This is a genomic window from Gimesia fumaroli (assembly GCF_007754425.1).
GTDB classification, from domain to species: Bacteria; Planctomycetota; Planctomycetia; order Planctomycetales; family Planctomycetaceae; genus Gimesia; species Gimesia fumaroli.
The window spans coordinates 92672-114419 of sequence record NZ_CP037452.1; the positions used below are offsets into that span (position 1 = coordinate 92672).

A 21748-nucleotide genomic window follows, 5' to 3' on the forward strand; every position below is an offset into this window, starting at 1 on the left:
TCATTTTGATTTCTGCAGCCATTCGATACCCTGTCGAATATTGGCGTACACGTTCCCTTTCCAGCCGTGACCGCCAGGATAGTTTACCAGAGTTGTGTGCACGTCTGCATTCGAGAGTGTTTCTTGAGCGGCTTGCGCCATCCAGTAAGGACAAATTTTGTCGTCAGGCGAATGCAACACATATATGCTGCGTGCTTTGGCGTTCTTCGGGTCAGGCAGCTGTTTTGGTTTAAAGACGGACATGGCGATCAGGGCACCATTGACCTGAGTCTCTTTTTTCATCACGGTCGCATAGGCGGCTGGGCCACCGGAGGACCAGGCCAGCAGGTAAATGCGCCGGGGATCGATTTTGTATTTTTTGCTGACATCCTCAATGACCGCCTCAATCAGTTCTTCGGTGCTGTACTGCATGTCGTCAGTCTTGCTGTCTATCGTAGGCCAGACGATTTTTTGATTGGACGTCCACTGTCTGGCCAGCGGTTGTGCCAGGACAAAGTCCTCACTGAGCGCGTTCTCATGAATCCGTTTTACGAACGGATGGAAGTCAGCCGAACCATCGCCGCCGGGGAGTACGATCAGTAGCGACTGCTCTTTTTCCGCAGCGGATTTGGCTTTAGGGGGAACTAACAGATACTGGCCGACCCCTTTTCCGGCTTTAACTTCGATGGCCTTTTCATTTTTTGGTTTTGTCTCTTTCGCAGTTGGGGTGGAACCAGCGAAGCTTACTTCAAGATCATCAAACCAGACTTTTCCGGGCCCGTAGATTTGCAGTGCGATGGCAATCTGCTTTGTTTTTTCGGGGATGGAGACGGTACCGGAATATTCTTTCCAGTTATGATTCGCGGGGGCATCGCCGGCTTGTTTTACGCCGATATAGCTGGCCCATTCGTGACCGAGACTGGATCGATTTGCGTCGAGAAACTGCACATCGATGATGGCTTTGGTGGTCCGCTCGGCCCGGACCTGGCATTTAATCTGCAACGTTTTTGAGTCGCCGTTATAAGGCACAATTCGATACCACTGTGCGATCGGAAAATAACGTCGTGCGGTTTTTTGTAATGACAGGCTGCGTTTGCCTGATTTCCCGCGTCCTTTGTCATATACGTATCTGACTCCCGGCAGATTGGCGCCACTCTTCCAGCCATCGGGTGTTGTTTTTCCCTTTTCAAAGCTGTCTTTCAACAACACATTTGCTTCTTCCGAAAAAGCGAATCCGGTAGGGAGTAGTATGAAAGCTGTCAAAAACATCGCGTATCGTGTCAGTTGCTGCATGGTCGGTTCCTTTTATTTTCTCAGTTTCTGCGCGTACCTTTTACGCAATAAGCTGGCAAGTTTTCAAAATTCAGAGATTGGAGATGATTATCCGTCGTCGAGTTTATCGTTTTCGGAAGGAGTCAGCACAAGTTCATTTGCTTTCTGCGGAACCACCAGTTGCCGGGTCTGCCAGTCGCTGTCGGGAAAGCGGACATACACGGTGACGTGTTCGCCTGGCAGAAAATGGGGCATCGAAACTGTTCCCGTCGCATTCGACTTTTGCACAATTGGTTCGGCACTGCAGAAATATACGCAGTGCTCAGCACCATTTTTGTCAACCCGTTCGAAGGGAAACGCGCTGACGCCCGCGATGGGCGTGCCATCATGGGACTCGAACCGCAGAACAAACGGCGCGGTTTCTTTTAACTGGAAGCGAACCGGTTTCAGGCTTCCTTGGCGCATGGAAATATATTCTGACTGCAGCAGATGGCCTTCGGCGAGTGCTGCGATTTGGACTTCATAGTCCTGCTGTGGTGGATACGCATTTTTAATCAGAAACGTTCCGTCGGCATGGGTGATTGCCGTATAGGAATTCTGCCGGAATCCATTGGGTGGCCAGGTTTTGACGACGGCCAGGACATGAGCCGCATTCACCGGTTTCCCACGATCAGTAACGACCGTTCCCCGAATGACTCCATTCGTTTCTGCCAGCGAATACCCTGAAGGAGCGAGCGCAGCGAGATCAGAGTTCGTCGCGGATTTGTTTTGTGTGTAAAACCAGAACAGGAATCCGACGGCACAGATCAGACCCAGCGTGAGGATCTGATGGATCCGATGCCAGAAAACGTGTCGCGAAAGGGAGACGTGACAGCAATCCTGAACGACGGAATTGACGTCGCCAAATTGTTCTAGAGCCGTCTGCTGTGATTTCTGTTGATCCATGCCGGCTTCGCATTTTTCTTCCGCACTGGACGACAGATGAAAGGCAATTTCTTCGCGGATTTCATTCATCTCTCGATCTGCGTGTGCAATCAGTGGCAAACGCAGATAAGAAAACAGGGTCTGAATCCAGTTTCGAAGCATGTCAGGCCTCCGCGAGATTCGAGTTTAATACCAGGCTGATCGCATCCACTAAGTGGGACCATGCCTGAACTTCCGATTTGAGCTGAGTCCGGCCCGTAGCCGTCAACTGATAATATTTCGCACGGCGATTACTTTCGGAGAGGCCCCATTCCGACTTGATCCAGCCACGCTTCTGCATCCGATGCAAGGCAGGATACAGCGACCCTTCTTCAACTTGTAACGCCTGTTTGGTCGTGACCTGAATCCATTTCGCTACGCCATACCCGTGTCGCGGACCATCAAGCAAGCTTTTCAGGATCAACATATCCAGCGTGCCTTGCAGCAAATCGGCTTTTCGTTTTTCGGCCATATTCGTCTCCCCATGAATGTCTAGGGAAGAGTATTGCCGGGCTCCCCTAGAATGTCAAGGGAAAACTTATGATTTGTATTTTCAACTACTGTTTAAGTGCTGCTTCGACTGTTTCTTTTATTTCAAGCCACTTGTTCGAGGAAGCTGCAAGACGCCCATCCGGTCCGATCAGGTAGTAGATGGGAACGGAACTGATGGCGAGCTGTCGTGCCATATCGGATCGAGCACCGAGGTAGTTTTGTGCCCAGTCCCAGTGGTTTTTCTCAACGAGAATTTCCGCATCGGCGGGGCGTTGATCAATATTCAAACCGACGAATGTGATGGGTTTGTCGGCAAGCTGTGCCGCCGTCGCCTTGATATCAGGCATACTTTTGAGGCAGGGAACGCACCAGCTGGCCCAGACCTGCATCAAAACATAGCGCCCCTTCATGTCATTGATGGTATGTTCTCGGCCTGTGGTATCGGTGAATTTGTAGGAAGTCATATATTGTCCGACGCGGGGACCGACACGACAGGGGACTTCAATCAAACCCAGGTCTTTCGTGCCCGATTTGATATCGTTTGCAGTCACATTGACGGGGATCACTTTTGCCCCGATGGTTTCCACCAGACAACCGGCGGGTTGTTCGTACAAGCGCAATAAGAGATCGTAGTCTCCCGGTGGGACGCCGCCGATTTGCAGCTGGCCCTCGGGGGCGAGTTTGACAAAATAGTATTGGTGCGTTTTGAGCCAGCTGTAAAAATTCGGATCGAGACCCCACGCTGGTTGGACAGGGCCTTTGGGATCAAAGCTCAATTCCGGAAAATCATTCGGCAGAGGTATGCCACCATCACGGCGGATCAGATAATTGAGCGACCAGTTTTTGTTCAACTCAACTTCGCCTCTACCTGTGGCCACGACGGTCCCTTTCAGAGTGGCTCCCGTCTCGCCGAGAGCGATTGTCTTATGATCGCCCGGCTGGAGATCGAGGGGCATCGATTGACTGGACGTGAGTGGCGAATTCTCCCAGGGGCCCAGATACGCCTGCACGGCACCCGCGATGGGAGGCAGACGCTTGAATTCAAAGCGACCTTCTGCATCGGTTTGCGTATGAAAGGAATCCTGGAAGCGCGGTTCTCCCAGTTTTCGGTCCTGTACTGTCTTAAATAGAATCAATTGATTCGGGACCGGTTTTCCTGCCTGGAATAATCTGCCGGAAATTTGAGCCCAGGGTTGTATAGTAATCGTCCCGATGTCTTCGTCTGGTTGTCGAACGATTTCTGCAAAGCCGGATTTATGGAGGGCACGAATGCGGGTTGGTTCGAACGTTGCGGCAATCTGGAATTGGCCGTCAGAAGATGTTTTGAGGGGAATTCCACTCCAGTCGAATTCGTTGTTTTGCATCATCGGGACAATGCTGGGGGTGCCTGCAATGACCGTTGCACCTGAGACCGGTTTACCTGAACCATCGACGACCCTTCCTGTACGAGGCTTTGCCGGTTTCAGAGAAAAGTCCTGAGTGACCGGTCCTTCACCAAGTCCGAATGAATTTTTACTGATTGCCGATCGATAACCGTCGGCTTCAATGCGAATCAGGTGGCGACGGTCACGCATGCCGCCATTCAACATAATTTGATACTGGCCCTCTTTTCCCGGTACGGTATTTTGAAACGAGGTCGACAAAAACTCCGGACGAAATTCAATGACGGGGATCACGCGAAAGTGTTTCACTGATTTTCCCGTTTGCGCATCAGTCACTTTCCCTGTCGCAATCAGCGGCTGATCCAGTTTGATGACATGTGCTGTTTCTCTGGCGGTCAGTGTTACCTCTTTCGAAGCGAAGGGCCGGGCAGAGATCAAATAAGTGACCCCGTCATCGGGAGCCCAGTCCCAGATATAGATGCCGTTTTCATTGGCACGTGTAGGAATCCGGGAATTGAGTACATTCGAATGTCGCCAGTTATACAATGATTCTGCACCGCGCCATCCCCTCAGACTCACGCGGGCCTTGGGGACCGGTTTGCCGTGGGAATCAACAATCTTCAGTGTGAGCGTTTTTCCCGGCTTCATCGTGAATGTGAGGTCGTCCATGGATTTGCCCACATTGACAATCTGACGGATCGGTTGAAAGCCCGGAGTCACGACTGTGATGGGGTGTTTTCCCGGCGGGAGGGGAATGGTTTTAAAATGTCCCTGCTCGTCGATTTCCACTTCATGCACCGTAGGGCCATAGTACGGTTCGTCGTGCCAGACAATGATGCCTTTCGTGATGGGATCTCCAGCGGTATTTAAGACCGTCCCTTTTACGGCAATGCCTTGATGCATGACAATTTTAGCAGTGCCGTCTCTCAGCATGGTGGTGGTGACATGTTGCTGAGTTTGAAGCCCTCCCCATTCCGCATCACTAAGATAGTCGGGATGTGTCAACTTAAGGAGGAATTGAAAATCGTCTCCCGCCCGTTTAGCGGGTGCGTTTGTGATCTTCCATTTTCCTGATTTGTCAGTCACGGCAGTGGCATCTACGTTAATCCTGGCTTGGGGATCACCAGTCCTCACGACCTTTGGACCCAATTCTTCGCTTACATCAACAGTCACATTGGGAATCGGTTTCCCACTTTCGTTGATCACAATCCCGCTTAACTTTGTTCCCCGGGCGAGTTGAAATTCAAATGAATCGGGAATTTTTGTCACTTCGCCCTGTGGGCCTTTATCGAAATCGACGAATTCGGGAACAAAATCTGGCTTGCTGACCCACAGTCGCAGGCCGGTGACGTGATGGGAGAGCTTATATTTGGCAATGCCTGTGGAATTCGTAACCAGATTGGAATTGGAGATTTTGGTGTTTTTAGAACTGTCAAGATAAACGAGATTCGCAAACAGCTTCGCTCCTTCGAGGGGCTTACCGTGTTCGTCGCGTACATGAAATTCCACGCTTCGAGTTTCATAATCGATACTGTTTTTCGTTGCGTTTTTTTCCTGCGCCGGTAGTTGTGCGATTCCCCAGATCGAGATGCTAACGATCAATAATACGAGACGTGTGCGTAAGGGAGAGGCTGTCATTATAACTGTTGGCAACGGGCTGATTCGCATGGGGCGCTCCACGAAACAGGAGAAGAGTAGCAGAATTTGCACTGGAAAAGTGCCGAAGTGTCGACAAGAGTCACTTTATGAACGTTTGGTCTGCATGTCAAACAGAATATCAAAAAGAGTCTGTTCTCGTTGCTACGCCGCCTGATCGGTGTTGTCCAACGTCTGTTGTGACGATGATTTCTGGCCTTCCAGATAATCGTTCACATAGAGTTCTTCCACCAAAACTTTACTGGCTGCCAACAGCGGCGAAGCGACGGCGGCGCCCAGGAAACCAAACAGGACACCCATGATGGCCTGAAAGGAAATCAACAGTGCTGGTGGAAGCGAAACCTGTTTTTGTTGAATCAAGGGAGTCACCAGGTAACTCTCGACCAGTTGTAACACCGCATACGTGGGGACAACCAGCGCGGCCGTCATCGGGCTGTTCGATAATGCCACCAGAATTGCCAGCAGGAAAGCGATCAACGAACCAATGTTGGGTATGAAAGTCAGCAGCCCCGTCATCAGACCCAGAGTCCCGGCCATGGGAACGCCAATCAGGAACAGCAGCACTGACGCTCCCAGGCCAGTTACCAGCATGGAGGCAAATCGACCGACGAGCCACTGCCAGAGTGTCTCACTGAGTTGATTCATTAAATCGCGAATACGTTCCCTGCGCGCCGGAGGCACCAGCAGCACCGTGCCATCCCGGTATGACTGCGGCGATACTGCCAGAAACAGTCCAACAAAAAAGATCAGTAGACTGTTAACAATCAATCCGAACGTGGTTTTAAACATCTGCCCCACCAGCGAGGCTGCTTTTTTTGCGGGCTGTGGCAAAGAATTCAGATTCGGCTTCGAGGATGCAGACGATTTGTCGGATGCCGTCTTTTCCGCTTGATTTTTTTCTGAAGTCTGTTTGTCTGACTTCGCGGTCGAATCCGAATGTTGTTTTGACGGATCTGAATGGCCGGGCTGTAAAATCTGAGCTAGAAAGGGTGTCGACTGAATTGCCGATTTGACTGACGGATATTGCTCAGCCCACTGATGCACTTTCTGTGCACCCTGATCAATTTCCTGATTTGCCTGCTCAATCTGCTGATTGATCTGTGTAAAGAAAAATGTATTGACGCCAATGAATGCAGACAGCAAAGCCACCACGACCGCCGCCAGACTCCCTTTGCGAGAGAGAGGTAGTAACTGGCTCACTTTCAGGCTGGCATGGTTCAGAAAGACGGCGAACAAAACCGCGAGAAAAAGCGTGAGCACGAGCTCCCACGTGATCACGAGACCCGCTGCGATAGCGACGAGTACTGCCAGGATCGTGATTGCCCGGAGAATCACCGAGTATGGATTGCTTTGATTTTCATCAGGATTCATTTTGTTTTCGCTTCATTCAAGTCAGGGCTATAAAGTGTTTCCCTGCACCAGGGGCCTGCGGAGTTTAGATTGGGAAATAATCCTGGTGATAGATAACAATTCGCAAAGGGTGTGCCAAAATAATGGAACTGATTCAAACTAGAAATTTTACCTCTGCTTTGCTGAAAACACTTGTTTTTGAGTTCACGCTCCAAAGGAAAGTGGTCTCTGACCGTTCAGCTTGCGCGTTGGGCCCTCAATCGTTCAGGATTTGAGTCAAAAAAGCGGGAAACAGACCTCTTCGGGATCTCAATTTGATTTTCGCGCTTTGTCGACAGCTTCCGAAGCATCTTCCTGGTCGCCGGCATCGAGGTGGGGTGCTTCCTGTGAGGCAGAAGCCTCTGGTTCATGACTCAGTTCCAGTAACAGGGGGAAATGATCGGAGCCAATCTCAGGCAGGATGCGGATTTCAATGACACGGAAATCCTCCGAATGAAATAAATAGTCCAGTGGATAACGCCAGATAGATGAGGTTGCGTCATAAGTGGGATACAGCCCACGCCCTTTTCGCGGATCGAGGAGGTCACTGACTTCCTGAAACAGGTTCGTCGTCCGCGACCAGCCGACGTCGTTCAAATCGCCGAGGACGATCGCACTTTGATCGTTGCTGACTTCACGTCCGACGAGTACCAGTTCTCCATCACGCTTAGTGGTGTCTTCTCCCGGTCGCGGCGGATTGGGATGGACGGCAAACAATCGTACTTTCTGACCGGAAGGAAGTTTGATTTGTGCGTCAATCGAAGGGATCTCTTGTTTCACCATCGCCCGTACCTGCGCCTCTTCAACAGTGAGGTTCGTATAGAGGGCAATGCCATAGGTGTTCTCAAGCGGGTGCGTCAGGTGGTAGGAATACATTTCTTCCAGGGGAGTCAGTTCCCTGATCCAGCGTTCGTTGACTTCACACAGCACAATCACATCGGGTTGTACCTGGCGAATCAGTTCGAGCAGGGCGCCGGAATTTTGATTCTCCTGATAAACATTTGCTGATAAAATACGCAGGCGGGAATTTGGATCGTTTGCCTGAGCCCATTCGACTTCGTGCGGTGCGATCGGCAGATAGGGAAAGATCCAGAACAGTTGAATGCCGATTCCGACACCAAGTACGATTGACGCTATAATAGTAGTCTTTTTCTTTCTGAAGGGAAACAAGGCGGGCAATAGAACCAGATAAAAAATCAGCAGTTGCACGCGAGGAAAATCGCCGATGCGGACCCACCACCAGTCTACGGGAAACAAAGGCAGAAATGCCGTCGCTGACGCAATACCGCACAGCGCAAGAACGATCCAATACCCCCACCGGAAAAGGGGAGCATCCGTCTTCGATTCTGATGTGTTGCTCGTCGATTCGTTGTTCTGATCCACAGCGCTATTCCAGTTGATTTTGTAAGACTGACGAATCTCCGTTCGTATTCTATCAGGCCTGAAACCCGCGTGAAATTATCTCACGTGGGCAAGCGAACTTGTTTCGATTTCATGATCTTCCAGCAGACGTTCGGAGCCAATCACGTTTTGAAAAAAGTCTGGCTCCAGTTTGATCTCTGGATCATCTGCATGCAGCACTGAAATATCTCCAGTCGTTTCAAAGATCACCGCCAGCACCTGATCATAATTCAGTGCGTTTGCTTCACGCAGTTTACCATAGACGTCGGCCCGTGTGACATTTGCCTTTTCCAGATTCTCTTCCAGCATGTGCCTGCCATGCATCAATAAGAGCGGCTCATTATCGACCAGTTTGCTGAACCAGTTGAATTTCAGCCTGAGTAATGCCAACAGCCATTGCCCGAAAAACAGACTGGCCAGCGCCGTCAATCCGATCACGACTGAGGGTGTCGACATTGAGATGATGGAAGCAAATATCGAGCCGACGGCAAGCGTCATCACAAAGTCCGACGCCGACATCTTGGAAAAACTCCGCAGGCCGGTCACGCGGGTGTAAACCAGGATCAGACTGTAAGTGACCAGACACGACAACAGCACCATCGGAATCTCATTCCACTGCCCCGTAATCCACTTCGTAAACATGAACTCGCTTTTCTATTTTGAAACAGCCGTTTGAGTAAAAGACAAACACTGTTTCAACAGTAAGCATATTGCGTGCCAATCAGGAAAATGCTTTTTTCAGAAAGGTAACCGGTTCACTTAGCGTATACATAAGCGATACGCTCGTTTTTGGTTTTACCTTTGACCGTCCAGTCCAGTGACAACAGGTCGTTTTCGAGGCTCAGGGTGGCAGAATACAGATCTTCGCTACAGACATGAGGTTCAACCGACTCCCATTGGTTGTCTGACTTCTGTTGTAAATCAAAGAGGAAAACGGGATTCGATCTTCCGAACCGCAGGTGCTCCAGACGTAACCGATTCTCGTCAGGATAAGCACACCAGCGATAGATATTTGTAAACGGGAGCGATTTTCCAGACTGCTGTGACCACAGTCCCGATTCATGAAACAACATCGTTTCCGGAGGAGAGATCTCAACTTTCACGGTGCCAGTCCCCGTTCCATTCCAGCCACTGCCCGAATCAAACGACTGCGCCGTGAACCTGAGCGACCTGACAGCCGCCAACTGCTTCCAGAGCGTTGGTAGATCTAAGTTCGTATTCATGAGGATGCTTTCACCTTGTGTTACGGAATCAGAGCTTCTCACCATACGTTACCCAGTACGCCCAGTCAATTTGATCTTCCTGTCCCTGTAAGCGCATCAGTTGTTTCTCAAGGGTTCGATTCGTACGAGTCAGCATTCCATGCGGGCCTTGTTCTCCCACCCGGCATTCGAACCAGTTGACGCGATCCATACTTTCCTGGATCTGAACTCGAAGATAAACAGGAACCAGCCGTTGGTTGGTCATGAGATAGCAGAGTCCAAACAACATCGCCTCCCATTCGCCGGTTCGTCTGGCTTTTCGTGGAACCAGGTCATCCAGCGCCCGGTATTTCCATTCAGGATAGATCTCAACAAGGACCTCGGGAATGAAAAAGTTTAAGGCACTGATTAATCGCCTGTAATCAGCCGTTTCGGTGAAAACACAATCCACCTCTGTCTGACTGAGCAACTCACGCAGCGATTGCGCGACGATGATTTCTATGGAAGACGGCAGTCGGTTGTTTTGTTCCTGATCGTTGAACGAGGATTCTCCTGTTTATGGGTTGCTGAGTGTGCTTGGAATGTTTGTTAAGTTCTAATATAGTTTTTTCTCCCTTGTCTCCTGAATCGTTACGTGTCGCTTTCCTGCTTGAAAACAGCAACACACTTTTCACAGGGGGGGGCGGGCAAGTTTACCGCCCCGTCTGCCAAAGTAGCCGACGTGTTCCGGCCATTCCTGGCTATCCAAATCTTGGACCCGGATCTCCCACCATGACCAGCGAACGACATGATATTTCTTGATGAGTTCAAGTGCCGTCTTCTTCGCCATGTGATTGTGCAGATAGTTCAGGCAGTCAAGTCTCCAGTGAAGCCGATTATGCCATGACTGAAACCATTTCGAGAACAGTGCGACCCAAAGCGTCTTCACCATTTATTTTGATCTGGGGAAACTGTGCGAGGAGTTCGTCAGCCGTTCGCCTCTTTGTGAATACGCGCCAGGCACAATCCTGTGGGATGGTCACATGCACGATCGGGTCAGTATTGCTTGCGTCAGAGGGAACCCAACGGTCGCTCGTCCGAACAATCTGCCATCGCCCACCGGCTGCGCCAGTCACTTCGATAACAACGCTCGTTCCCTCCGAGGCCGTTTTGTCGCTGAACGTGTAAGGTAATGCTCGCAGGAACAGATCCAGGCACGGGTGATACAGTCTTCTTTCAGTAATCGTGCTCTCTCGCCCCGTGGCAAGAAAGATCTGCTGTGTATGGTGCCATTTTTCTGTGTATTCTCTGCCCACGTCAAACCAGTTCAAAGAAGATTCTTCGCCTGCCCAGGCAACGGGAAAGAATGCTTGCCCCAACGGGTCGAGGCTTTTGAAAAATTCAACGTATTGCCGATCCGCTACTTCAAGTAGATCGATCATGACGTTAGGGCTGAGCCGCTGAGTTGCCTGTTCCCATGAGTTGTTCAGCCTATTCAAATAGTCCAGCAAGGTTTCACCCCGATTGGGGCCATTCGGCGGTGGCGAAGTATAACGATCTCGCTGCATGGATAGTCGCCGCACACTGCCATCGAGAAGGTGAGCGACAATATCTCGAACCAACCGCTTCGATGATACGGTCGGCAGATGCCATTCATCAGGTCTCAGGGATCGCAAAAGGGTGTGCAACTCGTCGAGGACATCCTCGAGAAGCGGGGTGGCGATGATAGGCGACTGACTCATCGTAGAGGTTCCTTCGCTGTCACTGAGATGAAAGGAGCGTGTTCTTGTTCGACATCGGTGTCAAGAAAAGGTTCGCAGGACTTTGTCGGTGATAACCAGCCTTATGGCTCCTGCATCGAGAAAATCAACCTGACACTCCGACCGACCGGCAAGAATTATCCCACGAACGAACTGGGCGAAATCGAGTTCCCCAGGCACATTGTGTCACACACTGAATTTCGTTGTCACAGTTATTACTCGGTAATATAACGTTCGACACCAATGATTCGACCATTCGTCGGATCTATGATCGCGGTGAATTCCGAATTCGGCAATCGAAGGTCAAAAGGTATGTCATCAATTGGAACCTCGTGCGGTATGCCTCCGTCAGTCATGCCGAGCCCGTACCAAATAGATACAGTCAGGTATCCGGGACGAAGGCTAGCAAGCACTTTTGCAGGAAATTTGTAGGGGTTGTCAAATTGACCACTCATTCTCACTCCCCGATAATCTTCACCAATATCCGTTTTCGTCTACGGCCGTCAAACTCGTAATAAAAAATATGTTCCCACGGTCCCAGGTGCAGCTGGCCGTCGGTGATGGCGACGACGACTTCGCGGCCCATGATCTGGCGTTTGTGGTGGGCATCGGCGTTGTCTTCGCCCGTCCGGTTGTGCAGATACCCGCCGGAGCTGGGATCACTGCCCGCATCGAAGGGAGCCAGCTGTTCCAGCCAGCGATCGTAGTCGGCATGCAGACCCGGCTCATTGTCGTTGATGAAGACCGAGGCAGTAATGTGCATGGCGTTGACGAGCACGAGGCCATCCTGGACGCCACTTTCTGAGACCAGTTGTTCGACGTCGTCGTGAATTGAGACGATCTGCCGGCGGTTGGGGATGTCCATCCAGAGTTCTTCGGTGAGTGTTTTCATCTTCCTGCTCTTATTGCAATGGTTTTTCGAAACGGAGAGAGAAAGTATCATACCGAATAAAGCAGCGTTTCTGAATCAAAAAACAGGAATCCTGTTTCACCACGCAGCCGCGAACGGATTTTACTGGCTGAGATCTTCCGTCAGTTTCTGGTTGCCGGCGTGGAGATTGCTTTCGAGCATGAATCCGAAGATGGTCTTATTGCCGGCGACACGCTGGTCGATCGCATAACATGAGCCCTACGCTTGAGTTCAGCCCTTGAGTGTTCTTTCTGGAACACCTTTTTTCTAGTGGCCACGAACTTATTTCACATCTCGAGTTGACTTTCCTGACGATACAGTGTATCAGTGTAGTAATACACCATTGGTTTAAGAGGGTCGGATGACGATACAGCCAACACAATTTGAGGTGCACCCTTCTTCGGGAGTACCCATTTATCTGCAAATCATCGAGCAAATTAATGCGATGATAGCAGGCGGATATCTGGTTGAAGGAGACATGCTTCCGAGTGTGCGACAGATGGCGACGGAATTGGGAGTGAACCCGATGACGATTTCCAAGTCCTATTCCAAACTGGAAGCGGACGAGGTTGTAGGGCGTGTGCGAGGCAAGGGAATGCAAGTGCTAAAGTCAGCCCATTCTGGTAACCCTCAAGCGCGCATGCAGGAACTTAAGCCGCTGATGGAGCAGGCCATCATTCGTGGTCGCCAGTTAGGACTCAACGATGAGCAGATTCAATCTGTTGTTAAAAAATTGCTGCGGGAGTACAAATCATGAATACAACAATCATTCAAGTCGCCAATTTGCACAAACAATTTAATGACAATCAGGTTCTAACGGGCTTAGATCTAAAAATTGAATCGGGGCAGATTGTTGGTTTGCTCGGCACGAATGGTTCCGGGAAGTCCACGCTGATTAAATGTATGCTGGGGCTACTCAAACCGACCTCAGGAACCAGTACGGTTTTTAATGAGAGTTCCTGGGATTTGAGTGCAACTGCGAAGTCGCGCTTAGGCTATGTCTCGCAAGAATTCGCATTGCTTCCCTGGATGACTGTTAAAGCAACGACGGATTATACGGGTGCCTTCTATGAACATTGGGACTATGCCTATGTGACGCGGCTGATGAAAGAATGGAATCTAGACGAGAATCAGCGCGTGGGAGTACTTTCGGTGGGGCAACGTCAAAAGCTGGCAGTGATTCTGGCTCTGGGCCATCATCCTGAGTTACTGATTCTGGATGAGCCAGTGGCCAGTCTCGATCCTGTAGCACGGCGTCAGTTCCTGCAATCTCTCATTGAATTCACCGAAGATGAAGAGAATACGATCCTGTTTTCAACTCATATCACGTCCGACCTTGAGCGTGTTGCATCGCATGTGGTTTTTCTGGAAGAAGGCAAGATTGGTTTCTCAGGTGAATTGGACTCGCTCAAACATCAGGTAAAACGCATTCGTATTTCTGCAGAACAGGACTTACCACTCTGCTTAAATATTCCAGGCACACTTCGCTCACAAATTGACGGCCAATATGCGTTGTTGGCGGTGAAAAATTTTCAATCAGAGGCAATGGAAACGTTTACAAAAGAGTTAAACGCCACGTTTACCGTTGAAGACCTCAATTTAGAAGAGATCTTTCTGGAACTTTCCGGCGTCTCCACTCACGCAGAAGCGGAGGTCACCGTATGAGCGTGCAATCCAATCAGTACAAACAAATCCTCAAAACCTACTGGCAGCGGCCGCTGGTCCTGTTGTTGATGATTTTTATTTTGTCGTTCTTCGTATATTTGGCGATGGGGAAGACAGACGGCAATGTCATTCAGGTTGGCCCCAGGCCACATGCTCCTGACCGAATTGAGAGAGTTTATACAGATTCCGATACTCCAAAACCGGGCGAAGAAAAGAGCATCCAGACATATACCGAATTTTTAGAACATGTTGATCCCCAGGATGTCGTCGCTCTGAATCTAATCAGGCTCAATGTCAATGACCCACTACCCGATTTGAGTCCGTTTCAGAATTTAGTTTACCTCGACCTGGGTGGTTTCGAATTGACTGACGCGAATGTCGACCAGATTTGCCAACTGCCCAAGTTGGATGCGCTGGTAGTCACTCAGCCCCGACTTCCCGCTGGTGCTTTACAGCGCTTTGGAAAAAAAGTGTCTCAGCTCGAACTGCCGGCGCTCACTCTGGAAAAATATCCAGATGAAATCCCTCAGATGTCAAACGTGAAATTATTGGCACTGCATTTATTCGATGCCGCCCCCGAAATTTTGGAAAATGTGGTTCAAATTCCACAACTTCAGCAGCTCACACTGAGTGTGAACCAAAATCTGGAAGCGCATCGAAGGCAATCGCGCACAGCACAAGCGTGGGATTATATCGACCTGAATGAACAACAAATCGCCCTGTTGCGAAATCATCCCACTTTAAAAGAGGTGTATGCGAATTGGTTCTATATGGACCATGTTCGTAAGATCAAAAAAAGTGCATTTTTGCCCGTGCGCGCTTTACCGATCATGTATTCAAATAACAAAATTAAAGCCATCAGCGGGACAATTTTTTCGATGGTGCTACTGTTTTCTATTGTGTCCCTTCAGCTCTGGGCGCATTTTATTTCACCCGCGGCCAGAGTGGTGCCACACTATCTGGTCCCACATCGGCGTGTGGCAGTGGGAATATTTTCTGTAGGAGTGTTTCTCTTTTGGTTCGCTCTTTTACGCTACGGTTTCGGGATGCTCCCCAGCCTGAATCTACTTCTCTTCTCGCCGGCGGTCTGTTGTTTGTTTGTCATCGCCCAACTTTCAGGAAAAACTTACCAGAAATGGCTGACGGTCCCGATGGTGGTCAGTCTCTTTTGGTTTTTTCTTATATTCTCGAACCAGGGATTTAAAGCCATTGCCAGCACCGCGATCTGGTTTTTGTGGGGGCAGATGCCAATACTTTCTCTGATCATCATAGGAATTGAAATCGCCTTCATCTTCTGGAGTCTCACCAAACTCCCGGCAGTCACAGATATGGTAAATGAATCCTATACCAGCATGCCTGCGCTTTCACCCTGGGATTCACAACGCTCTAAACAGTTTCAATGGAAAAAGAAGAACAGGCTCTTTTTCTGGTTCATCGATCATGGCATCACTGGATTGAAATACCGTGGAGAATCCACCTGGAACATGGTACATCTCTGGCGACAAGGCAACACGTTTCGCCCGCTGGCGGTCCTCACGTTTTTTTTGTTAGTGGTCTTCTTTGGCCTGCTGTTCCAGGGGATTCGTTGTTACTTTACAAGTGAGGAACTGTTCCCGCACAATCGAATTCCCCTTTCGGTTATATTTGGAGGTCCCTGTGGTCTGGCGATTATAATGCCCGCAATCACCTGGTGGCAAAGACGCAAAAGTTTGGAAGTCGAATCGATGCGCCCCGTCAGCAGGAACGATTTTGTTAAGCAATTGTATTTGTCGCTGGCACTGGATCACTGGTTAGCTGTGATTTGCTTAATCGGACTCAGTCTGTTCGATGCGCCGCGCGGAGTAACAGAGGTTCTGGGTATGTTTTTATTATTCGGAATCGCTGCACCGCTATGGCTGATCGGAATGAGTTCTTCAGTGTTAGCTTTCAAACGATCATGGGTCATCGTTCTCAACATCATTGGATTGCTTATTCTACCAATCGCATTTTTTGCATCGATTGCAGTTTTTAATAATAGTAACACGGTTGGCGGACCAGAGGACGTGCAGCTTCTCATTCAAATGGCATTGGCCGCCATCGCTGTGGCAATTGGCTTGAACGTATTGATGTATTTCGCAACTCTGAAGCGAGAGTGGGGCTAATCAGTGCCTCATGCGATGCAGCCATGAAAACTCTTGCCTTTAGCAACGGACTGATTCCGAAAAAGAGCGTGCTTATGACAGCTTCTCATGAGCGGAGAGAATCAGCTGTTCGGTTTCTTCCCAGTCGATGCATTCGTCGGTGATGGAGGTGCCGTACTGGAGTTGGCTGAGATCTTCCGTCAGTTTCTGGTTGCCGGCATGGAGATTACTTTCGAGCATTAAGCCGATAATGGTCTCATTGCCGGCGACGCGCTGGTCGATGACTTCATTCCAGACTTTGCCTTGATTGCGGTAGTCTTTATTGGAATTCGCATGGCTGCAGTCGACCATGAAGCGGGGAGAGAGTCCGGCTTCTTCGAGATTTTTGCTGGCGGCTTCCAGATGTTCCCGCTGATAGTTGGGGCCGGAACGACCGCCGCGGAGAATCAGGTGACCCCAGGGATTGCCTTTGGTGTTGATCACGCAGGTCTGGCCGTCGGCGTCAATTCCCAAAAAGCTGTGCGGGCTCTGAGCGGCGAGCATGGCATTTAGTGCGACATCCAGGCTGCCGTCGGTTCCGTTCTTGTAGCCGACAGGCATGGAGAGTCCACTGGCCATCTGACGGTGCGTTGGTGATTCGGTGGTGCGGGCGCCGATGGATGCGATGGAAATCGCATCGGCGATGTACTGTGGCGTAATCGGTTCCAGCATTTCTGTAGCAGCGGGGAGCCCCAGCTCACCAATCTGAAGTAATAACTGGCGGGCGATCTTCAAACCCGAAGAGACATCGAATGTACCATCCAGGTGCGGGTCATTGATCAGGCCTTTCCAGCCGACCGTGGTGCGGGGTTTTTCGAAATAAACTCGCATGACCAGAAACATCCGGTCGTTCACTTTATCCGAGAGTGCTTTTAAACGTGTGGCGTATTCAATGGCAGCTTTAGGATCGTGAATCGAGCAGGGGCCGACAACAACGATCAGCCGCTGGTCTTCACCCGACAGAATGCGTTTGATTTGTTCGCGTGATTCACCGACAGTCTGGGTGACTTTTTCCGTGCGTTTGTATGTGTCTTTCAGTTCCTGTGGGGCAACCAGCCGAACGGAATCATGCACATTGACGTTTTGAATGGGAAGCATCGTTTTTAATCGTTTTCGTTACTTAAGTGATCGGAATCAGTTTATCGTGTTAATTCTATTTAGAGTGCCAGTTGCTGACGGATCTGGGAGACGATTTCCGGAGGGGTCAACAGGGAGGCGTCGATTTTTAGTTGCGCATATTTTTCATAAAGCGGGAATCGGCTGTGGTACAAGTCTGACAGGCTCGTACCCGGCTCAATCAGAACGCCCCGCTCAAAAGCGTCTGAAAAGCGTTGCTCCAGCACATCCGGGGAGACATCCAGCCAGACTATGGTACCAAGAGTGCTGAGATGTTGCATGGCTTGGGGGCTATAACAGACACTTCCTCCAGTAGAAATTACGGATCCTGCTGATTGAATCGATTGAACGTACGACGACTCAATTGTGCGGAAGCCTTCTGCCGTATGTTCGGCAATGATCTCCGCGAGCCGTTTGGACTCTCCTGACTCTATTAATGCATCGGTGTCGAGGAAGGGAAGACCTGTCTGTTCAGACAGTAGTTTTCCCACGGTCGATTTTCCGGAACCGGGCATGCCAATCAGGACAACGCCTGGCGGGTCGGGGGGATTTTCAGATGCCATAGTCAGTCTCCCCACAAGCCAAGGGAGCGCCGGGGCGGAAGGGGCTCAGCAGGTCTTGAGAATGATTGAGTCGCAAAAATATTAAAAGTTGTATCTGTTTATTTGACAATAACTTGCGCTATCTGTTCGGTCTTGTTTCAAAAAATCAACAAAAATTTGGGGAAAAGGAAAACAAATGTTATCTCAAATCAGTTCTAATAGGAACTAAGTGAGATTTCTGCTGAAATTTAATTGTTGTTTTCTGATCGAGAGCAGCACAAGTGTTGTATGGACGTTTGTAGAAATTTCACAGGAATTTGACTCGTCAAAAATTCTGACAGTTCTGTCAGAACATCATTGTTATGATTCTTTAACGATGATCTGAGTTTTCTAAAGCTTGAAGAATCGAAATCAATCGTGGATAAGCTATCACCGGCTCAATTTGCTGCGAAGATCCGATGCTGTGCCAATGATCTCCAGGATCATGGCGTGGATCGGCTGGGGTCTTTGTACGATTTGACGGCGACGCGCCTGGTGCGATATGCGGTGACAGTGACAAAAAATTCTCCCGATGCCGAAGATGCGATTCAAGCGACGATGGTGCGGATGGCGATGAAACCCAAAATTCTGGCTACCGCGCAACAACCCTGGGCCTATTTATTACGAGTCACGCGAAACGAAGCATTACGAATTCTGCAGAAGCGAAAACCGTTACAGATTTTTGCGCAGTGCAGACAGCTCTGGTCGCGTGATTCCGAAGTTGTAGAAGAGAATGATCAGGCCCAGGTTATCAGGAATGCATTGAAGCGTCTTCCCACAAATCAGTCTGAAGTCGTGGTCTTGAAAATCTGGGAAGATATGACATTTGCGGAAATCGCAAGCGTGCTGGATGAATCGCCGAATACCGTGGCCAGTCGTTATCGTTATGCACTCCAAAAATTAGACAACTACCTGCGTCCGATGGCGCACGAGGATATTGATATTAATGTTTGAATTTGAAGATCACAATTTTCTGGAAGAGCAGCTACTGAAGGCGGCTGCTGACCCTGGCGTTCCCTTGCGGGGTGGTCACCGTCAGCAGGTACTGGACGCCGCACGGCAGGCGCGCTCTCGCAAGGTTTGCCGCCGCAGCCTGACGGTCCTCGGCATGTTTTTACTGACGACCGGGATGTTCTTTCTCACGCGGGATTCAAAGCAGACACCAACGGTAGCCGCTGATACGACACCAGGTTGGTCCAAAACCATTTATGTGAAGAGCAGTGAGGTTTTAGGAATTTCGACAGCCGACAGCCGGCCCGAGGCATTCAAAACCGATTGGAATTCCGTGCAGGCGACTCTGAAGCAATCTGGTGAATGGGGGCTCGTAGATGCCGTTGTTCGATTTCGGAATGAGCGTGCGGGTACAATCGAGCAGATCTTTGATCGAGGCGATTGATGCAGGAGACATTGTCCCAACGGTTTCAGGAACAGCTTCCTGACAAGCCGGAGAACCACCCGGAATACGTCACCGAGCTGGTCGATTTCATCTTAACGCAGGCACAATCAATGAATGCCAGCGATATTCACCTGCTGCCCACCGAAGACCGGATGCGGATGGACTGGCGAATTGATGGCGTCTTACATCACATCACAGATTTTTCGCATGAACTGGCGCCGCGGATTACATCGCGTTTGAAAGTCATTTCCCAATTGTTGACGTATCGCACCGATGTCCCGCAGGAAGGCCGCATTCGTCAGCAAGGCGAGCAGGCAGTCGAAACACGGATCAGCACTTTTCCCACACTCTATGGAGAAAAGGTAGTCGTGCGGCTGTTTGTCGGTTCGGGGCAGTACAAACATCTGGAGAGCCTGAATCTGCCGGAAGAGATCCTCAATGAATTGAAACGGTTACTGACACAGACCGGAGGCGTGGTATTGATGACGGGACCCGCGGGCAGCGGGAAAACCACCACTATCTATGCCTGCCTGCGAGAAATCATTCGGCAGTCAAAAGGGACCAGGAGTCTGGCTTCGCTGGAAGATCCGATTGAAGTGGTGGTTCCTACGGTAGCACAATCACAGGTGAACCCGGCCGCTGGTTTTGATATGGCCTTAGGACTACGTTCGCTGCTGAGACAAGACCCGGAAGTGATTATGGTCGGCGAAATTCGAGATCGTGAAACGGCAGAAACCGTGTTCCAGGCTTCGCTCTCGGGACATCTGGTTGTGACGACCTTTCATGCAGGCAGTGCTACCGAAGCCGTCAGTCGTCTGTCGGACATGGGCATCGAGCCTTATCTGCTTCGCAGCGGCCTGCTGGCGATTTTGAGCCAACGATTATTACGGCGCCTCTGTTCCTGTGCCACGTTTTCCAATGCGGAAGAAGAACGGCTGGGACTGCCTGTCGAACAATGGAAAGTACCCGCGGGTTGTGCAGACTGCGGCCAGACCGGATACACGGGGCGCATCGTACTGACAGAGATGTTGCAGCCGAATCAGGTGGATGTGGCGAATGCGATTTTGAATCAAGCCGACGCGAATGCACTGCATCAACTGGCGGTGCAATCGGGAATGCGTACGCAGTGGGATCGTGCTTTGGAAGCAGTAAACCGAGGAATCACCAGTCCTGCGGAGGTACGACGGGTTCTAGGCATGACGCGCCTGGAACAGTGAGAGACTTTGATTCCTCAATGTCAGGTGAGGAAGCAGCAACACGCAATCAAGCGATTCTGACAAAGAGAGTGGGCACATGAATTCGAGAGACGACTCAGAATCTAACGAGACAACAGAAACCAGATTCGAGCTGGATGAATTAATCGCTTTGAATGAAGAGATGATTTCTCTGGTTCAGGCCGGGATTCCCCTGGAGTTGGGTTTACGTGAAATGGGCAATGAACTGCCGGACCGACTGGGCAAGATCAGCACCCGATTAGCCAACAAAATGGAGCGGGGCAGTTCCCTGGCGGAAGCAATGGAAACGGAAGGCTCACGGCTTCCCAAAGTGTATCGCGTGATTGTGGAAGCGGGCATCAAATCCGGAAAATTGACAGTCGCTCTGGAAGAGATGTCCAACTATGCCTGGGAGCTGTTCCATTTACGACGTCAGATCGGAATGGCGATGGTCTATCCGTTGATAGTCTTCAGCCTGGCTTACGGACTGTTTCTGGTCTTTCTGATTGAAATGCTCGCGCGGTTCAACGTCGCTTATAATGTCTTTCGACTGGGGGAACCTGGTCCCCTCCAGTTTTTAAATACGCTGGAATCAACGATGGTTTACTGGGGGCTGGTGCCGCCTCTGTTGCTGTTTGTCTTTGTCATATTATGGATGCGGACTGGGAGTTCTCAGTTGTTGAACTTCAAAGGGACCAGTCGCCTGATCGGGTGGGTTCCCGGTGTTCAGAAAATCGCCAACTATTATCGGTACGGTAATTTTTCAGAACTCATGTCATTGCTGATTCAGCAGAACATTCCGTTTGCCGAATCGATTGTGCTGGCGGCGGAAGCCACCGGTGATGATCAGTTGGTGAAATCAGCAAACCTGATGGCTGAACGTCATTTAAGTTCTCAGTTTGAAACGGGCGACACCACTAAAGAGTATGGCTGGCCACCCCTGTTAACCTGGTTATTAACCACAAAAAACCATCAAGGCGAACTCAGTCTGGCGTTGAAAAATGCTGCCGATATGTATCGGAGGAAAGCCACCCACTATACACGCTGGTTCAGAGTGTTATTTCCCATCTTTACCGGAACCATTATCGGTGGGGGGGCGGTTTTGTGCTATTCTCTGGTATTATTTCTCCCATTCTCCGATATGCTTAAACAATTGGCCAATCCGTAAAGTTCTAAATCAGAGACGAGTGAGTTCGTTTGGCGAACAAGGTGTGGTTTTTAGCGATTGTTAG

22 protein-coding genes are annotated in these 21748 nt (G+C 50.1%); 7 read left to right on the plus strand and 15 right to left on the minus strand.

Features of this window, described 5'->3' with window-relative positions; translation table 11 throughout:
• The 13 genes from Enr17x_RS00355 to Enr17x_RS00410 all read right to left on the minus strand — a co-directional run bounded on the left by Enr17x_RS00355 (window position 1) and on the right by Enr17x_RS00410 (window position 12367).
• Complete coding sequence (locus Enr17x_RS00355; protein ID WP_145305274.1) at window positions 1-1272, minus strand: alpha/beta hydrolase; 1272 nt, start codon at window positions 1270-1272, stop codon at window positions 1-3.
• An 87-nt stretch (window positions 1273-1359) separates the two neighbouring features.
• Complete coding sequence (locus Enr17x_RS00360) at window positions 1360-2337, minus strand: carboxypeptidase-like regulatory domain-containing protein (RefSeq protein WP_145305275.1); 978 nt, start codon at window positions 2335-2337, stop codon at window positions 1360-1362.
• Window position 2338: 1 nt separating this feature from the next.
• Window positions 2339-2686, minus strand: a complete 348-nt coding sequence (locus Enr17x_RS00365) for a PadR family transcriptional regulator (RefSeq protein ID WP_145305276.1) — start codon at window positions 2684-2686, stop codon at window positions 2339-2341.
• Between the two features lie 85 nt (window positions 2687-2771).
• Entirely contained in the window at window positions 2772-5756 is a 2985-nt protein-coding gene (locus Enr17x_RS00370) for a redoxin family protein (protein ID WP_145305277.1), read from the minus strand.
• 132 nt (window positions 5757-5888) lie between these two features.
• Window positions 5889-7115, minus strand: coding sequence for an AI-2E family transporter (locus Enr17x_RS00375; RefSeq protein ID WP_145305278.1), 1227 nt, complete (start codon window positions 7113-7115; stop codon window positions 5889-5891).
• A gap of 288 nt (window positions 7116-7403) precedes the next feature.
• Window positions 7404-8516, minus strand: coding sequence for an endonuclease/exonuclease/phosphatase family protein (locus Enr17x_RS00380; protein ID WP_145305279.1), 1113 nt, complete (start codon window positions 8514-8516; stop codon window positions 7404-7406).
• A 75-nt stretch (window positions 8517-8591) separates the two neighbouring features.
• Complete coding sequence (locus Enr17x_RS00385; RefSeq protein WP_145305280.1) at window positions 8592-9176, minus strand: DUF421 domain-containing protein; 585 nt, start codon at window positions 9174-9176, stop codon at window positions 8592-8594.
• A 113-nt stretch (window positions 9177-9289) separates the two neighbouring features.
• Window positions 9290-9757 carry a DUF6314 family protein gene (locus Enr17x_RS00390; protein WP_145305281.1) on the minus strand — a complete coding sequence of 156 codons (468 nt, stop codon included), beginning with the start codon at window positions 9755-9757 and terminating at the stop codon, window positions 9290-9292.
• 28 nt (window positions 9758-9785) lie between these two features.
• Entirely contained in the window at window positions 9786-10187 is a 402-nt protein-coding gene (locus tag Enr17x_RS00395) for a hypothetical protein (protein WP_145305282.1), read from the minus strand.
• Window positions 10188-10406: 219 nt separating this feature from the next.
• A complete protein-coding gene (locus Enr17x_RS29390) occupies window positions 10407-10565 on the minus strand; it encodes a hypothetical protein (RefSeq protein ID WP_198000879.1) in 159 nt (52 codons plus the stop codon).
• Between the two features lie 46 nt (window positions 10566-10611).
• The gene (locus Enr17x_RS00400) at window positions 10612-11457 is read right to left on the minus strand and encodes a maleylpyruvate isomerase mycothiol-dependent enzyme family protein (protein WP_145305283.1); all 846 of its coding nucleotides are present in this window, start codon (window positions 11455-11457) and stop codon (window positions 10612-10614) included.
• Window positions 11458-11690: 233 nt separating this feature from the next.
• Window positions 11691-11930, minus strand: a complete 240-nt coding sequence (locus Enr17x_RS00405) for a hypothetical protein (protein WP_145305284.1) — start codon at window positions 11928-11930, stop codon at window positions 11691-11693.
• A gap of 2 nt (window positions 11931-11932) precedes the next feature.
• On the minus strand, window positions 11933-12367 hold the full coding sequence (locus Enr17x_RS00410) for a secondary thiamine-phosphate synthase enzyme YjbQ (protein WP_145313873.1): 435 nt from the start codon (window positions 12365-12367) through the stop codon (window positions 11933-11935).
• 379 nt (window positions 12368-12746) lie between these two features.
• Here Enr17x_RS00410 and Enr17x_RS00415 point away from each other — a divergent pair, with 379 nt between their 5' ends.
• Genes Enr17x_RS00415 through Enr17x_RS00425 form a run of 3 tightly spaced genes read left to right on the plus strand, consistent with a single transcriptional unit; the run spans window position 12747 to window position 16191 of the window.
• Window positions 12747-13142 (plus strand): GntR family transcriptional regulator, encoded by a 396-nt coding sequence (locus Enr17x_RS00415; RefSeq protein WP_145305285.1) that lies wholly within the window; start codon window positions 12747-12749, stop codon window positions 13140-13142.
• Window positions 13139-14050: an ABC transporter ATP-binding protein gene (locus Enr17x_RS00420; RefSeq protein ID WP_145305286.1), complete on the plus strand. Its 912-nt coding sequence runs from the start codon at window positions 13139-13141 to the stop codon at window positions 14048-14050. Before Enr17x_RS00415 ends, Enr17x_RS00420 begins: the two co-directional genes overlap by 4 nt.
• The gene (locus tag Enr17x_RS00425; RefSeq protein WP_145305287.1) at window positions 14047-16191 is read left to right on the plus strand and encodes a hypothetical protein; all 2145 of its coding nucleotides are present in this window, start codon (window positions 14047-14049) and stop codon (window positions 16189-16191) included. Before Enr17x_RS00420 ends, Enr17x_RS00425 begins: the two co-directional genes overlap by 4 nt.
• 72 nt (window positions 16192-16263) lie before the next feature.
• Here Enr17x_RS00425 and Enr17x_RS00430 read toward each other — a convergent pair whose 3' ends face one another.
• Both Enr17x_RS00430 and Enr17x_RS00435 read right to left on the minus strand, forming a co-directional pair.
• Window positions 16264-17307, minus strand: a complete 1044-nt coding sequence (locus Enr17x_RS00430) for a 3-deoxy-7-phosphoheptulonate synthase (RefSeq protein WP_145305288.1) — start codon at window positions 17305-17307, stop codon at window positions 16264-16266.
• Between the two features lie 59 nt (window positions 17308-17366).
• Complete coding sequence (locus Enr17x_RS00435; protein WP_145305289.1) at window positions 17367-17888, minus strand: shikimate kinase; 522 nt, start codon at window positions 17886-17888, stop codon at window positions 17367-17369.
• Window positions 17889-18284: 396 nt separating this feature from the next.
• Here Enr17x_RS00435 and Enr17x_RS00440 point away from each other — a divergent pair, with 396 nt between their 5' ends.
• The 4 genes from Enr17x_RS00440 (at window position 18285) to Enr17x_RS00455 (ending at window position 21684) form a co-directional block, all read left to right on the plus strand.
• Window positions 18285-18860 carry an RNA polymerase sigma factor gene (locus tag Enr17x_RS00440; protein ID WP_198000880.1) on the plus strand — a complete coding sequence of 192 codons (576 nt, stop codon included), beginning with the start codon at window positions 18285-18287 and terminating at the stop codon, window positions 18858-18860.
• Complete coding sequence (locus Enr17x_RS00445) at window positions 18853-19302, plus strand: hypothetical protein (protein ID WP_145305290.1); 450 nt, start codon at window positions 18853-18855, stop codon at window positions 19300-19302. The genes Enr17x_RS00440 and Enr17x_RS00445 overlap by 8 nt, the downstream gene beginning before the upstream one ends.
• Complete coding sequence (locus Enr17x_RS00450) at window positions 19302-20519, plus strand: GspE/PulE family protein (RefSeq protein ID WP_145305291.1); 1218 nt, start codon at window positions 19302-19304, stop codon at window positions 20517-20519. The genes Enr17x_RS00445 and Enr17x_RS00450 overlap by 1 nt, the downstream gene beginning before the upstream one ends.
• 76 nt (window positions 20520-20595) lie before the next feature.
• The gene (locus tag Enr17x_RS00455; RefSeq protein WP_145305292.1) at window positions 20596-21684 is read left to right on the plus strand and encodes a type II secretion system F family protein; all 1089 of its coding nucleotides are present in this window, start codon (window positions 20596-20598) and stop codon (window positions 21682-21684) included.
• Window positions 21685-21748: the final 64 nt, after the last annotated feature.